Source organism: Bacillus sp. 9.4 (assembly GCF_055486415.1).
This window is the reverse complement of the sequence record NZ_JBVFMU010000001.1, coordinates 767835-783609: the sequence shown is the minus strand read 5'-3', so window position 1 is coordinate 783609 and position 15775 is coordinate 767835. Positions and strand designations below refer to the sequence as shown.

Sequence of the window (15775 nt, the reverse complement as noted above, 5' to 3'; positions counted from 1 at the left end):
GTTTAGTTCTATTGAAACATTTTTCAATACATTGCCGTCTAGTTGGTACCTTCCTTCACTTTTAGAATGAAGATGATGTTTATTTTTTGAATATAATAAATAAACATAGGAAACCAAAAGCAGGTGTTTAAAATGCTAGAAAATAGACTCTATAAACGATCGAATTTTTGGAAATTATTTTCTCGGAAATATAAGCTAACCAAAACAATTGAGCATATGATGATTGACTCTATAGATATACAAGAAAATGACAGAATTTTAGAAATTGGAATTGGGAATGGCACTGTCTTTAAAAGCATAACCAAGAAACTAGAAAAGGGAAGCCTAAAAAGCATTGATCCTTCAAAGCGAAAGGTAAGACAGATATTACGTGCGAATCGAAAGAACATGGGGAACGGGGAGGTTTTTCATGGCTATCCAGAGGACATTCCCTTTGATGACCGTACCTTTAATAAAGTCTTTTCTTTACATACGGTTCAGAGCTGCACCGATATTAGGCTTGCATTAAGAGAAATTTACAGGGTGCTTCAAATTGACGGCCGGTTTTATATCAGTATTGACACAAATACCGGTGAAAAAGAGAAAACGTATATTCAACTGCTGAAAGACCAGCATTTCAGGGATCTTTCTGTTATCAGGCGTGATTCCTGTCTATGTATTGTGGCTGTTAAATAAAAAATTTCTCGGGAAATATATCCAAGATCCTCGCATTAGGATTTGGGTATATTTTCTTAATTTTTTATTTTTTGCATATACTTTATATTAAAAAAAGTTTTTTTCATATAAACTTATAACAGAAGAAAGAACAAAGAGGTGATTTCAGACAGGGCAGACATTCTTTATGAACAATAGGAATGAATATTCATTCCGCAAACGAATCGGAGGTTGTAGATTACATGTTATCCGCATCCAGCAGTAAATACGACATGATTATGAAAGCGTCGGTCTCACTTTTTACGGAAAGGGGTTTTGACGCTACCACTATTCCTATGATAGCTGAACGTGCTCATGTAGGGACAGGAACGATCTATCGTTATTTTGACAGCAAAGAAACACTCGTCAACGTACTGTTTCAAGAAAGCATCCAGCGATTTACGAAAAAACTGAAGCAAGATGTTTCAGAATTGCCTGTCAGAGAAGGCTTTCACCACGTATTTTGCTGTCTCGTTCAGTTTACGAAAGAGAGCGACTATGCGCTTTTTTTTCTTGAAACCAAAAAAGATGCTCATTACTTAAATCATACAAGCAAAAAAATGATAGAAAATCTGACTCAAATGCTTGATGACTATTTTAATAAGGGAAAAGCGGAAGGCGTGATTCGCAGCCTGCCCTCTAATGTGTTAATTGCGATTGTATTAGGGGCGTTTCTCAAGATATATCAGCTCGTCCAAACAGGTGATATAGAGATGGACACTGATTTAATTACTGAATTGGAACAATGCTGCTGGGACGCCATTAAGCTTCATTCATCACAAAAATAAGGAAGGGGAGATGTTAATGAAACAGGCAAGCGCAATACCTCAGCCCAAAACATACGGACCTTTAAAAAATCTTCCGCATCTGGAAAAAGAACAGCTTTCTCAATCCTTATGGCGGATAGCTGATGAATTGGGACCGATTTTCCGTTTTGATTTTCCGGGAGTATCCAGTGTTTTTGTCTCGGGCCACAATTTTGTGGCTGAAGTATGTGATGAAAGCCGCTTTGACAAGAACCTTGGCAAAGGCTTGCAAAAGGTGCGTGAGTTCGGGGGAGATGGCTTATTTACAAGTTGGACGCACGAACCGAACTGGCAAAAAGCCCACCGCATTTTGCTGCCGAGTTTTAGTCAAAAAGCGATGAAAGGCTATCATTCTATGATGCTGGATATCGCAACTCAGCTGATTCAAAAGTGGAGCCGGTTAAACCCTAATGAAGAAATTGATGTAGCGGACGATATGACACGTCTGACGCTTGATACGATTGGGTTATGCGGGTTTAACTATCGATTCAACAGCTTTTACCGTGATTCACAGCATCCGTTTATCACCAGTATGCTCCGTGCCTTAAAAGAGGCGATGAATCAATCGAAAAGACTGGGCCTGCAAGATAAAATGATGGTGAAAACGAAGCTGCAGTTCCAAAAGGATATAGAAGTCATGAACTCCCTGGTTGATAGAATGATAGCGGAGCGAAAGGCGAATCCGGATGAAAACATTAAGGATCTCTTGTCTCTCATGCTTTATGCCAAAGATCCAGTAACGGGTGAAACGCTGGATGACGAAAACATTCGATACCAAATCATCACATTTTTAATTGCTGGACATGAGACAACAAGCGGGTTGCTATCCTTTGCGATTTATTGTCTGCTTACACATCCGGAAAAACTGAAAAAAGCTCAGGAGGAAGCGGATCGCGTGTTAACGGATGACACGCCTGAATATAAACAAATCCAGCAGCTCAAATACATTCGGATGGTTTTAAATGAAACCCTCAGACTGTATCCAACAGCTCCGGCTTTTTCTCTATATGCGAAGGAGGATACTGTTCTAGGCGGGGAATATCCGATCAGTAAAGGGCAGCCAGTCACTGTTTTAATTCCAAAACTGCACCGGGATCAAAACGCTTGGGGACCGGATGCGGAAGATTTCCGTCCGGAACGGTTTGAGGATCCTTCAAGTATCCCTCACCATGCGTATAAGCCGTTTGGAAACGGACAGCGCGCTTGTATTGGCATGCAGTTTGCTCTTCAAGAAGCGACAATGGTTCTCGGTCTTGTATTAAAGCATTTTGAATTGATAAACCATACTGGCTACGAACTAAAAATCAAAGAAGCATTAACGATCAAGCCGGATGATTTTAAAATTACTGTGAAACCGCGAAAAACAGCGGCAATCAATGTACAGAGAAAAGAACAGGCAGACATCAAATCAGAAACAAAGCTAAAAGAAACCAAACCTAAACACGGCACACCTTTACTTGTTCTTTACGGTTCAAATCTTGGGACAGCTGAGGGAATAGCCGGTGAATTGGCTGCTCAAGGCCGCCAGATGGGCTTTACAGCTGAAACGGCTCCGCTTGATGATTATATCGGCAAGCTCCCTGAAGAAGGGGCAGTCGTCATTGTAACGGCTTCTTATAATGGGGCGCCGCCTGATAATGCTGCCGGCTTTGTAGAGTGGCTGAAAGAACTTGAGGAAGGCCAATTGAAAGGTGTTTCCTATGCGGTATTCGGCTGCGGGAACCGGAGCTGGGCCAGCACGTATCAGCGGATTCCCCGCCTGATTGATGACATGATGAAAGCAAAGGGGGCATCGCGTTTAACAGCGATTGGGGAAGGTGACGCCGCCGATGATTTTGAAAGCCATCGCGAGTCTTGGGAAAACCGCTTCTGGAACGAAACGATGGACGCATTTGATATTAACGAAATAGCCCAGAAAGAAGACAGGCCTTCATTATCGATTACTTTTCTCAGTGAAGCGACGGAAACGCCGGTTGCTAAAGCATATGGCGCGTTTGAAGGGATTGTGTTAGAGAATCGAGAACTCCAGACAGCTGCCAGCACGCGTTCAACCCGCCATATTGAATTGGAAATTCCGGCTGGTAAAACATATAAAGAAGGCGATCATATCGGAATCCTGCCAAAGAACAGCAGGGAGCTTGTTCAGCGGGTTCTCAGCCGATTCGGTTTGCAGTCCAATCATGTGATAAAAGTTAGCGGAAGCGCTCATATGTCTCATCTGCCGATGGATCGGCCGATCAAAGTAGCGGATTTATTGTCGTCCTATGTAGAGCTGCAGGAACCGGCATCAAGGCTTCAGCTTCGGGAGCTGGCCTCTTATACAGTCTGTCCGCCGCATCAAAAAGAGCTGGAACAGCTCGTTTCAGATGATGGCATTTACAAAGAGCAGGTACTTGCAAAACGTCTTACCATGCTTGATTTTTTAGAGGATTATCCTGCTTGCGAAATGCCGTTTGAACGGTTTTTAGCACTTTTGCCATCACTAAAACCGAGATACTATTCCATTTCAAGCTCACCGAAAGTTCATGCAAATATCGTGAGCATGACGGTAGGAGTTGTGAAAGCCTCAGCATGGAGCGGCCGAGGTGAATACCGGGGTGTCGCCTCTAATTATTTAGCAGAATTGAATACAGGTGATGCAGCAGCCTGTTTCATTCGTACGCCGCAGTCCGGATTCCAGATGCCGAATGATCCTGAAACGCCTATGATTATGGTCGGGCCGGGCACAGGAATTGCGCCATTCAGAGGCTTTATTCAGGCAAGATCGGTTTTGAAGAAGGAAGGAAGCACCCTTGGTGAAGCACTTTTATACTTCGGCTGCCGCCGCCCGGACCATGACGACCTTTACAGAGAAGAGCTGGATCAAGCGGAACAGGACGGTTTGGTCACAATCCGCCGATGCTACTCGCGCGTCGAAAACGAACCAAAAGAATATGTCCAGCACTTGCTCAAGCAAGATACGCAGAAATTGATGACACTCATTGAAAAAGGGGCTCATATTTACGTATGCGGTGATGGATCACAAATGGCTCCTGATGTAGAGAAAACTTTGCGATTGGCGTATGAAGCTGAAAAAGGAGCAAGTCAGGAAGAATCAGCTGAATGGCTGCAAAAGCTGCAAGATCAAAAACGTTATGTAAAAGACGTTTGGACAGGAATGTAAAATAAAAAATCCCGCCAATCTGATTGGCGGGATTGATTTGCATGTGAGAAAACCGGCACGATAATGAAATCTACTGAAAAGGATGTTATAGGGAGTATCGCGCCGGCCTTATTGTTAATATCGGCGAACAGGGACGAAAGTTTATGTTTTTTGCCTTATTTTTAAAAATAAATAGTCTTAAAGTCTTGTTTTTGCAATTTTGACATCATTTTTTTGCATTTTATCTTGTGATTCCTCGAGATCAGTCATCTGTTGAAGATTGATGCTTGAATTGCCGTTCCACATGTTTACGGTAATGAAAGTCATGAATCAGCCGGATCGTGGGCCTGATTAACAGCAGCAAGCTTCCGATCGCAAACAGCCATATCCCTGCCGACATTAATCGGTCATAAAAAAAGAAAAAGCTCCCGACGAGAAACAAAGCACCAATGATAAAATCGTTTACTGTATAAAGAATCTTATATCGTTTTTTGAAAAAAAGCTCATATCGTTTCAGCTCTTTTTGGATGTCACGTTCTTCATTTACTGTCACCATCATCCCTCCATTCTATTTTGGCTTACCCTTACGTAAACGGAATGTAAACATAAGAGCTGCCTTGCTGAAAGGAGACATAATCAACGATTTTAAGCAATTAGAGTAATCTTCTGCTTGAATGTTTAGTTATATTCACAAGATTTTCCTTCAAAAACCAGAGGCAATTAGTAAAAAAGAGATCCACATAGAATCTCTTTTTTACGATTTCATCGCCTGAACAATAAGAGCAGTCAAAGTTTTTGCCCCTTTAGGAACCAAGTGAACACCATCAGGGGTAAAATATTCCGGATGCTGAAGAGCTTCTGTATGCCAGTCAACTAACGTAACATGTTGATGTGCGCTTGCCTGGTGCTGCAAAGATTCATTTACCTTGCTTTCCCATTGGCGGGGAACCCGTGTATTGACAAGATAAATATGAGCTTTTGAGAAAGATTGAAGCAGTTGTTCGATTTGGCTGTTTGTAAAATAGCCATTGGTTCCAAGCTCAATGATGACAGCCTTGTTCGGCTGATTAAAAGACTTGTATTCCCTTGCGAGTTCCAAAGCTTGAGACATTTGTCTCCCTACCTTTCCATCAATCGTCACATTTGAAAATGACTGACGCAGGTGTGAAGAAATATCAAGCATGACGGAATCTCCTATAGCTAAAACTTCTTTCGCAGTGTCTGCTGGTTTTTTCTGCTGTTGGGATTGCGTGTCTTTCTTTTTATGAGTCTCTTGCCCACTATCTTTGTTTTCCTTTTGACCCTGATTGGAATCTGTTGTCTTTTGTTCAGGATTGTGTTTTTTATCTGCTGCAGCGTTCTTTTTATCCCCAGAAGCCTGGCTGGTGTCAGCATTTGTTTCTTGTGAGCTATAGGTCCATTTGGTAGGGTGCTTTTGCTCGCCGGCTAGCCCTGACAGCCCGCCTGCAAAAATAAGTATAGCGAAAATAATGAAACCAATTGACATTTTGCTGATGACAGATGTCGTTTTCCATTCCTTGATTCTATGTATAAAAACACGGCGGGAAAATGACCTGAATCCCTGTGTCCGTATCGGCTTCTCAATAAAATGGTAGGAGAGCTCGGCAAGTATACATGTCACAATGACCTTTAGCACGATATGCCAAAAAACAGGGTTTCCGATTTCTTGAACTGGCGTGCTTAACACAATAACAGGGTAGTGCCAAAGATAAATTCCGTAAGACCTCGTTCCAAGCCACCGAAGCGGCCTCCATGAAAGCAGATTGCCTAAAAAGCTGCTCGGATGGCAAACACATGCAATAAGGATTGCGGCAGTCACGCTAATGAATAGCATTCCGCCTCTGTAAAGAAAAGGCTCGTATTCATCTGTGAAATAGACACACAACACTAAAATACAAAATGCCAAAAATTCAGTGGCGTGCAAAGTGTGCTTCAGTTTGCTAGGCAGCCTGTTGGAAGACAGCCTTTTCATCGGCCATACCAAAGCCAAGGCACATCCGATGAGAAGTCCAAACGAACGAGTGTCTGTGCCATAGTAAACGCGGCTCGGATCTCCGCCAGGTTCATACAGTACGCTCATCATCACGGCTGAACAAAGCGCAAGCAACGATATCACCGCAGCCAATCTGGCGCGGCTTTTCATTATGTACATTCCAACAACTAAGAACATCGGCCATATGATATAAAATTGTTCTTCAATCGCCAGCGACCAAAGGTTTTTTAGAGGTGATGGGGAACCGAAACTATCAAAATATGATAGCTTGTGAAAAATAAACCACCAATTGCTCATATAAAAGAGAGAAGAGATCGCATCTCCACGTACAGTGTGCAATAGTTCTCGATCAAACAATACGACCCACACAACAGTGGAAAAGATCATAAGGTACGCTGCCGGCAGAAGCCGCCGAATGCGGCGCACCCAAAAGTCCCGAAAATCAAGATTGATATCATTTCCATATGCCGGTAATAGAATGGATGTAATCAAATATCCGGATAAAACAAAAAAGATATCAACTCCGATAAAACCACCGTTAGCCCAATTGAAATTTAGGTGATAAGCGATAACTGACAGGACGGCAAAAGCCCGAAGGCCATCAAGTCCAGGGATGTATCGATGATGCTGTGTCTTGTGATACATGGGTATTCCTCCAATAGTATGCAAATATTCTCGTTGTTTTTGATAGCGAGGTTACGACCTCAATAAGAGAAGAGAGAAAACATCCATAATCTTAGATGGATGTTTTTATTTTATCGAATATAACGTTCTCCCACGAGCAAGTTTGAAATGACGCTGGTTGGAATTGTAAACTCGGTAACGCCCATATAGCCGGGGGCGACTTCATATTCGTCAAATGAGATCACAAGTTTATGGTCTTCAGTAATGTAAAACGTCTGATCAGGAAGAATCGTTTTGAACGGTTCTGCATCTTCGTCAGTGAGCCAATATATTTTATTTGGATCTTCCTTCATTTGCTGTTTCATTTGTTCTTTGATGTTTTGACTGATGACTTTGATATAGCGCTCATCTTTGAATAAGCTTTTTAATGTAAGTAAAATATCATTCTTTTTGTCAATTGTAATATAACGGCTTTGTGTGTAGGAAGATGCTTGTGTTTTTTCAATATTGCGCCGGATAGAGAGTAAATCTGGCGTGTCTGTGACCGTCTCGTAATCACTGTAGATGCTGAGATGCCCTTTTTTGTTTTGGGATGTGGACTGTATAAAATCTTTATACAGCTGCTGGCTTTCTTTCAAGTATTTCTCGTTAATGCTGTTTTCAAGCTCTTTATTAGAAAGTCCGGACAAAGCAGGTGTTTTGACATCAATGCTTGATTGGTTTTTTTCCTCTTTGATTTCAATAAAGGTGATCGCTTTGACGATTTTGCCGATGACAGGGATCTTTGACATAGCCTGAGCGGCGTCCGGGTTGATATTAACAAGCGCAGTGAATAAAATAGCTGCAGCGATTGCTGCTGATGTCGGCCACATGACGATTCTTTTCTTTTTTGGTTCTTGCTGAAGGGCTTTTTCAACAATGATATCCAATTCTTTAGGAATCTGAACATTTTTATATTCTTCTCTTAATTGCTGTAATCTCTTATCCATTAAGAAAGATCCTCCTTCGTCAACTGAATGCGCATCAGCTTCAATGCTCTGTATAGGCGCGTTTTGACGGTATTCGTGTTTTCTCCTGTAATTTCCGCAATTTCTTCTAATTTGAGGTCTTCAAAAAAACGTAAAATAATAATGGTTTTATAGCGGTACGGCAATTCGTCAAGCGCTTCATGGAGATCAGTATCCTTGTAATGATCTTCCTTTCCTTTGCTTAAAAATTCTATCGTTTCGTCGTCCATCACTCTTATCTTTTTTTGTTTGCGCAAAAAATCAATGGCTGTCCGTACTAAAATTTTATAAAACCAGCTTTTTATCGTCTCAGGGTTCCTGACCGTTTCAACTGAGCTCAACGCTTTTTTTATAGATTCTTGAACAATATCTAATGCGTCATCTTGATTTTTTACATAACTGAAAGCCAACCTGTAGAAATCTTGCTTATGGTCAGTTATGCATGTGACAAGCAACGCTTTTGTTGTTTGTTTTTTCTTCATTGCAATAAAGGGCTCCTTTTTGAATATACGTATATCGCAGGCTGTTACCTAGGATAGACGCGGCAGGCTGAAAAATAGTTTGCGCAGAATCGCATTTTTTTAAAAGAGAGAAGTAAATCAGCATGGTGGGTTTATGCATAAAAAAACACGGCTTGTTTTGTACAAGCCATGTTTTTGGGGTAAGAGATGCCAAACATTATTCCAAATAATGTTTCTTGAAATCTGAGTGAATAGAAAATTTACGGCGCAACTGGATGAGATTTTTCCCGAAGCTCTCTTCTAAAAGCTCTCTATGCTTTTTCAGAATTTCCATGAGGTACAGATCATGAATGATCACTTCAGTAATAGGCATGACTAAACCTACATGCATCGTCCATGCAGCACGGCTGTCGTTGCCAAGTGAGACAATGCCCGCTACTACTTCTGAATCATCTCCGCTATAGACAAGCCACCGTCCATCATACTCTTCTGTAATTTCACTGCTCATATCGTGAAGGTAAACATTGGCAAAATCAGATACGATGTCTCCGTACGCAATAATGGTGACAATAACGCCTTGTTCTGCCGCATGTTTGAGCTCTGATTCTATCTCCTTAAAATCCTCTTTCCATATTTCTAAGAGGATTCTTTTTTTGGCGGATAAGATACAAGCCTTCACCTTTTCAAGAATTTCACTGCGGCCGGTGATATTCCAGATGTTTTCCCGGTCATTAGCAGTCTGCTCGAACTTTTCAAAATATTTCTCAGCCTGATCAAAATGCTCTTCCGCTTTGAGCCGGCGGTTTTTAATCAGTTCTTTTGCGGGGACTGGAACATACTGAGGCGTATTTCCATGACTGACAAAAACATCTCCCCTTATGACAAGGCTTTCCAATACTTCATAAATTTTAGAACGGGGCACTCCGGATTTTTTGGCAACGGCATAGCCTGTTAAAGGTGATTCTTGCAATAATGCCAAATACGCTTTCGATTCATATTCTGTAAAATTGAGGTTTTTTAAAATGTCTAACATATTTTCTTTCATATATCCTCCAATATAAAGAGCAATCGCTGCCTTAGTAATCGCTATTTTAACAAACCATATTGATTTATTCCAAACGCATTGATACACTTTTATAAGTAGTTACTTTTGTAGTCACTATATTATTGAGGGGATTTTTAAAGGGGGAGAGAACAATGCACAGCTTACTCGCATACATACCGATCGCTGCCATGATGGTTATCATGCCGGGGGCAGATACGATGCTTGTGATGAAAAATACGCTTAGGTATGGCCCGAAAGCCGGCCGTTATAACATTCTCGGATTGGCGACAGGACTTTCCTTTTGGACGGTAATTGCCATTTTAGGATTATCAGTGGTGATCGCAAAGTCAGTGATTCTTTTCACAACGATCAAATATTTGGGAGCGGCATACTTAATTTATTTAGGTGTAAAAAGTTTTTTTGCTAAAAGTATGTTTTCGTTAGATGACATGCAATCCCAAGCAAAAAATATGGCAAGTTCTCCGAAACGTTATTATAAAACTTCCTTTATGCAAGGATCACTCAGTAACATTCTCAATCCTAAAACTGTTTTGGTGTATGTTACAATCATGCCCCAATTTATCAATTTGAACGGAAATATAAACCAGCAGCTCATTATTTTAGCTTCAATCCTAACCTTATTAGCGGTGTTGTGGTTCCTGTTTCTTGTTTATATTATTGATTACGCAAAAAAATGGATGAAAAACTCGAAGTTCCAGAAAGTGTTTCAAAAAATTACCGGAATAATATTAGTAGGTTTCGGCATCAAAACTGGTTTGAGTTAACACTTAAATGAAGTGAATGAAATTTGAAACCAAAGTTTAATTTAGTGTTTGGCCCTATAAAAAAGACAAGGGAGTGAGTATCCCTTGTCTTTTCTTTATTTCATCTTATGTCCTCTGCGGGTTTGCACCTTATATAAAATAATCAATAAAACAAACCAGACCGGGGTGACAAACAAAGCAATACGTGTATCATTCGCCAGTGCCAATATGACAAGAATGAACGCGAGAAATGCAAGTGTTAAATAGTTGGATAATGGGTAAAAAGGCATTTTGAATTTGTTTGCTTTCGCTTCATGCTGTCTTGTTTTTCGATATTTCAAATGGCAAATCACCGTGATGCCCCAAATAAAAATGAAGCATATTGTAGAAACACTTGTAATCAGTGTGAAGACTTGCTCGGGCATTAAATAATTCAGACTAACGCCAATCAGAATGGCGACGGATGAAAAGAACAGCGCATTGCTTGGCACGTTAGAAGAAGTCAATTTCTTTAATAGTCCAGGTGCGTGATGATCCTTTGCAAGTGAATAGACCATTCGGCTTGTGCTGAATAAAGCGCTATTTGCAGCTGACGCGGCTGATGTTAATACAACAAAATTGATCAAACTGGCAGCCACAACGATGCCTACTGCAGAGAAGACCTGAACAAATGGGCTTTCGTTTGGATTCAACACATTCCAAGGATAAATACACATAATCACGAAAAGTGCGCCAACATAAAAAAGTAAAATCCGGACAGGGATTTGATTGATGGCTTTAGGGATCACTTTTTGGGGATTTTCTGTTTCACCTGCTGTCAGTCCAACAAGTTCAATACCCACGAAAGCGAAGACGACCATTTGGAACGACAGGATAAACCCATGCCATCCATTTGGGAACATGCCGCCGTGGCTCCAAAGATTGGTGAGGCTGGCAGGGCCGGAAGCTGCGGAAAAACCTTTCGCAATCAGGACAATGCCAGTTACGATCAGAGACAGTATGGCAATGACTTTGATCAATGCAAACCAAAATTCTAATTCTCCGAAAAGTTTAACGGTGGCAAGGTTCATGATCAGCAGGATAATAAGCGCAAGAAGACCCGGCAGCCATTGAGGCACATCGGGAAGCCAATATTGTGTATAAATGCCGACCGCCGTTAAATCAGCCATCGCGAGGGAAATCCAACAGAACCAGTAGGTCCACCCAGTGATAAATGCTGCCATGTTTCCTAAATAGTCCCTTACAAAATCAACAAAAGAGTGGTATCCCGCATTTGATAAGAGCAGTTCTCCGAGCGAGCGCATAATGAAAAAGCAAAATACGCCGGTGATCAAGTAAGCAAATAAAATGGATGGTCCTGCAAAGTGGATGGATTTACCTGAACCTAAAAATAAACCTGTACCGATTGCACCTCCAATCGCCATTAATTGTATATGCCTGTTTTTAAGGCCTCTAGACAATTTCTGTTGCTGGCCAAAATTGTCTTTGCTAGAATTGCCTATCAATTTTATTTTCCTCCAGTAATAAAAAGATGAGTAAAGTTTTATCGGATATTATAACATTTAAAAGAATAGATACTTTTATTTTTAAATTTTAAAACTATTTTAAGTGCTGTTACATGTCTTCAGGCTCTATTTTCACTCGTGATTCTACCTGAATAGCAGAGTAAAACAGGAAAGTCATTTGGACAATCTGACAGGCTAGTTTTAATCGGTAACGATTTGTATAATTGCATACCCACTATGATTGAGGCCTGCAGGGGGATCAAATCGATAGAATCGGAGATAAAGTTTTTAAGCTTACAGATTCCTTAACTTTCAAGGTGGATTGCAAAAATGACGAAGTTTTGCATATTGTAATACTGCGGCGGTCACATAGAGTGTCCGTCTTTTTTGTTGTGAACGAACCTAAGGGGGTATATTTAGGAAAATTGTCCTGATCTATAAGATTCATTTTTTGTCATTGATGATTTTGACATCATTACATTCCCCAAGAATGATAAACTGTTTACTGATTATTACTTTTGAAGGGGACTGGCCCTCCAGAACCGCGAATCTATCATACTAATATGAGTTGCAAATGATTCGAAATGTAAACATATATGCATAAAAGCCAGCTTTGTCAATCTGCTATAGAGACCTTTTTGAACGTGTATCAGCAGATAATCTCAACGCGGACTATAAAGTTTCGAAATATTCTTGTTAATGGCTTATCTAATAAGGACAAAGGATGATAGACGTGAGAAGAATAGATAAAATATACCATCAGCTCATGCATAATTTTCATGATTCAACCTTAGATCATCTATTAAAAATACAAGGGAATTCAGCAAAGGAGATTGCCGAGCAACTGAAAATGGAGCGGTCCAATGTCAGCTTTGAATTGAACAATCTCGTCCGGTCCAAAAAGGTCATCAAAATTAAAACGTTTCCTGTAAGATACATCCCAGTCGAGATAGCAGAAAAATTATTCAACAAGAAATGGGATACAGAGATGATGGAAGTGAAAGACCTTCAGGCGTTTTCCGGAAATTCAAAGCAAAATCATCAACACATTTCCACGAATCCCCTAGAGCTTATGATAGGGGCAAAAGGGAGTTTGAAGAAAGCGATCTCCCAGGCAAAAGCAGCTGTCTTTTATCCGCCGAACGGTCTGCATATGCTCCTCCTAGGGCCGACTGGTTCCGGTAAATCCCTTTTTGCGAACCGAATTTACCAGTTTGCCATTTACTCTGACATATTGAAGGCCGGCGCACCATTTATTACATTTAACTGTGCAGACTACTACAACAACCCTCAATTATTGCTTTCTCAATTATTCGGACACAAAAAAGGTTCATTTACAGGTGCTGCCGAGGATAAGGCAGGTTTAGTCGAACAGGCCAATGGGGGCATTCTTTTTATGGATGAAATCCACCGTCTCCCTCCCGAGGGACAAGAAATGCTGTTTTATTTTATTGACAGCGGTTCTTATAACAGGCTTGGAGAATCTGAACATAAACGAACATCGAACGTATTGTTTATTTGTGCGACTACAGAAAATCCGAGTTCTGCACTATTGAAAACGTTTTTGCGAAGAATCCCAATGACCATTCATATTCCTTCGCTTGAAGAACGATCGCTTAAAGAAAGAGTGGATCTGACGACGTTTTTATTAGGGAAAGAAGCAGAGCGGATTAAGAAGAATCTGAGTGTGCATATCGATGTCTATAATGCGCTTATTCACTCTGCGAAATTTGGGAATGTCGGACAGCTGAAATCAAATGTCCAGTTAGTTTGCGCACACGGATTTTTGCATAACCTTGACAGAAATGAGGTTATTGAACTGACTGTTCGCGATCTGCCTGATGAAATCAAGCAAGAATGGATGTCCAGCAGCAAAAACATGCAAAGAAGCAAAGCCATTTCTGAATATGTCAATATTACAACGATTATCTCTCCGATTGTAGAAGATGAAACAACAAAAATTGAGGAAGACCTCTCATTTAACTTATATCATTTGATTGAGGAAAAAGTGAAAACGCTTATGAAAGAAGGTTTATCCAAAAAGGATATTAACCAATACATCTTGACTGATGTCCATTTGCATGTCAGAAGTTTTTTTCATCATCAAGCTTTTCAAAAAGACAGCCTGCTGACATTCGTTGAAGATGACGTGATTCAAATGACAAAACAGTTAAAAGAAATAGCTGAACATGAGCTGGATTGCACATTTGACCGCAAGTTTATTTATTTCTTGAGTATGCATATTGACGCATTTTTAAAGCGAGGAAAGCAAATTGATGTTTTAAATACACAGGAGACGGATGAAATTCGTGATACTCATGTGAAAGAATATCGGGTGGCGATGATTTTTAAAGATAAAATTCAGGAATATTTTAAAGTGGCTATTCCTGAAATAGAAGTCATCTACTTAACGATGTTAATTCATTCCATCAAATCGTTAAAGGAGAACAAAAGAGTCGGTATCATCGTGGCTGCTCATGGAAACAGCACGGCGAGTTCAATGGTTGAAGTCGCGACAGAACTGCTAGGGAGCACGCCGATTGCAGCAGTTGACATGCCGCTTTCTGTTTCACCTTCGGACATTCTTGAATGCGTAGCGGAAAAAATGAAACAGGTCGATGAAGGCGAAGGTGTTTTAATGCTGGTAGACATGGGGTCGCTTGCAATGCTGGAAAGCAGGCTGGAGGAAAAGACAGGTATTTCCATCAAAACGATCAGCAATGTTACGACTTCAATGGTGCTGGATGCTGTCAGAAAGGTCAACTATTTGAATTTAAATTTGCATGCGATCTATCAATCGGTCACGAAGGATTTTATCGAGCTGTGGGAGCGTCAGCCAGCGGCATCCGGCAAAAAGAAGGCATTGGTATCCATCTGCACGACGGGCAGCGGAACGGCCAAAAAGCTGGAAGACATTCTAACCACGATCGTAAACAAGGCCTCCGATACCCCGATTCACATATTGACCGTATCATCGATTAAGCTGGCCAACAGCATAAAAGAAATCGAAAAAGAGTATGAAATCCTTGCGACAGTCGGAACGAAAGACCCTAAAATCAATGCTCCGCATGTATCTTTAGAAGTGTTAATTGAAGGGGAGGGAGAGAAGCTGATTCAACAGGCGATTACAAAAGGAAGCATCCCCTTGAGCAATGGATTGAACGAAGCAAATATTATTGTCAGGGAGCTTTGCGAGGATAGCCTGAGAAAATACCTTGTCTTCTTGAATCCTCATCATGTGATCGAAATGTTATTGGAGTGGCTGCAAACCGTTCAAGATGAGCTGGGGGTCATTTTCAATAATGCGGTTTTGATCAAAGTCATTATGCACACGGCTTTCGCCTTTGAAAGGGTAATTAAGCACAATCCGATCGCTTTCTCGGAGGAAGAAGAGATCAATGATCAGCTGAAGGAAATGGTGTACGTGACAGAGCGAACATTAGCCCCTTATGAAGAAAAGCTCGGACTTCGCATAAGTGATGATGAAAAATTATTTATAGCCGCCATATTTGCTGAAGAAGTGCATGGCCAGCTGTTTTAAAAACAGTTTTTTCATATGAACCTGTATTAAATGGAACACCATTTTAATACAGGTTTATTTTTTTCGTTTTAAGTGTTTCAACAACAAATTGCTATTGGCTGAAATAACAATGAAAACGCTTAACACAACTGTGTTGGCACGATCCTTGCATTATATATGGATGTACAAAACAG

General features: G+C 40.7%; 11 protein-coding genes and 1 pseudogene. 5 read left to right on the top strand and 7 right to left on the bottom strand.

Translation table 11 applies throughout. From position 1 onward, the window contains the following. Positions 1–132: 132 nt before the first annotated feature. The 3 genes from ACZ07B_RS04805 to cypB all read left to right on the top strand — a co-directional run bounded on the left by ACZ07B_RS04805 (position 133) and on the right by cypB (position 4662). On the top strand, positions 133–675 hold the full coding sequence (locus tag ACZ07B_RS04805) for a class I SAM-dependent methyltransferase (RefSeq protein WP_217018136.1): 543 nt from the start codon (positions 133–135) through the stop codon (positions 673–675). Positions 676–896: 221 nt separating this feature from the next. After that, a complete protein-coding gene (gene fatR / locus ACZ07B_RS04800) occupies positions 897–1481 on the top strand; it encodes a transcriptional regulator FatR (protein WP_134156148.1) in 585 nt (194 codons plus the stop codon). Positions 1482–1497: 16 nt separating this feature from the next. Further along, positions 1498–4662: a bifunctional cytochrome P450/NADPH--P450 reductase CypB gene (cypB, locus tag ACZ07B_RS04795; RefSeq protein WP_464876969.1), complete on the top strand. Its 3165-nt coding sequence runs from the start codon at positions 1498–1500 to the stop codon at positions 4660–4662. A 241-nt stretch (positions 4663–4903) separates the two neighbouring features. Here cypB and ACZ07B_RS04790 read toward each other — a convergent pair whose 3' ends face one another. The 5 genes from ACZ07B_RS04790 to ACZ07B_RS04770 all read right to left on the bottom strand — a co-directional run bounded on the left by ACZ07B_RS04790 (position 4904) and on the right by ACZ07B_RS04770 (position 9792). After that, the gene (locus ACZ07B_RS04790) at positions 4904–5194 is read right to left on the bottom strand and encodes a YrhK family protein (protein WP_101169804.1); all 291 of its coding nucleotides are present in this window, start codon (positions 5192–5194) and stop codon (positions 4904–4906) included. Between the two features lie 201 nt (positions 5195–5395). Further along, a complete protein-coding gene (gene oatA / locus ACZ07B_RS04785; protein ID WP_464876968.1) occupies positions 5396–7300 on the bottom strand; it encodes a peptidoglycan O-acetyltransferase OatA in 1905 nt (634 codons plus the stop codon). Positions 7301–7410: 110 nt separating this feature from the next. Then, on the bottom strand, positions 7411–8268 hold the full coding sequence (gene rsiV, locus ACZ07B_RS04780; RefSeq protein ID WP_101169768.1) for an anti-sigma-V factor RsiV: 858 nt from the start codon (positions 8266–8268) through the stop codon (positions 7411–7413). Continuing rightward, complete coding sequence (sigV, locus tag ACZ07B_RS04775; protein WP_004398891.1) at positions 8268–8768, bottom strand: RNA polymerase sigma factor SigV; 501 nt, start codon at positions 8766–8768, stop codon at positions 8268–8270. Before sigV ends, rsiV begins: the two co-directional genes overlap by 1 nt. 196 nt (positions 8769–8964) lie before the next feature. Next, positions 8965–9792, bottom strand: coding sequence for a TrmB family transcriptional regulator (locus ACZ07B_RS04770; protein WP_024571535.1), 828 nt, complete (start codon positions 9790–9792; stop codon positions 8965–8967). Positions 9793–9944: 152 nt separating this feature from the next. On the opposite strand from ACZ07B_RS04770, the gene ACZ07B_RS04765 reads away from it, so the two are divergent. Beyond that, the gene (locus ACZ07B_RS04765) at positions 9945–10577 is read left to right on the top strand and encodes a LysE family transporter (RefSeq protein ID WP_014477480.1); all 633 of its coding nucleotides are present in this window, start codon (positions 9945–9947) and stop codon (positions 10575–10577) included. A 95-nt stretch (positions 10578–10672) separates the two neighbouring features. Here ACZ07B_RS04765 and ACZ07B_RS04760 read toward each other — a convergent pair whose 3' ends face one another. Then, positions 10673–12061, bottom strand: a complete 1389-nt coding sequence (locus ACZ07B_RS04760; protein ID WP_101169767.1) for an amino acid permease — start codon at positions 12059–12061, stop codon at positions 10673–10675. Positions 12062–12099: 38 nt separating this feature from the next. Next, positions 12100–12239, bottom strand: a pseudogene (locus ACZ07B_RS04755) (hypothetical protein). A 555-nt stretch (positions 12240–12794) separates the two neighbouring features. Here ACZ07B_RS04755 and levR point away from each other — a divergent pair. After that, a complete protein-coding gene (gene levR, locus ACZ07B_RS04750; RefSeq protein ID WP_464876967.1) occupies positions 12795–15602 on the top strand; it encodes a transcriptional regulator LevR in 2808 nt (935 codons plus the stop codon). Positions 15603–15775 lie beyond the last annotated feature (173 nt).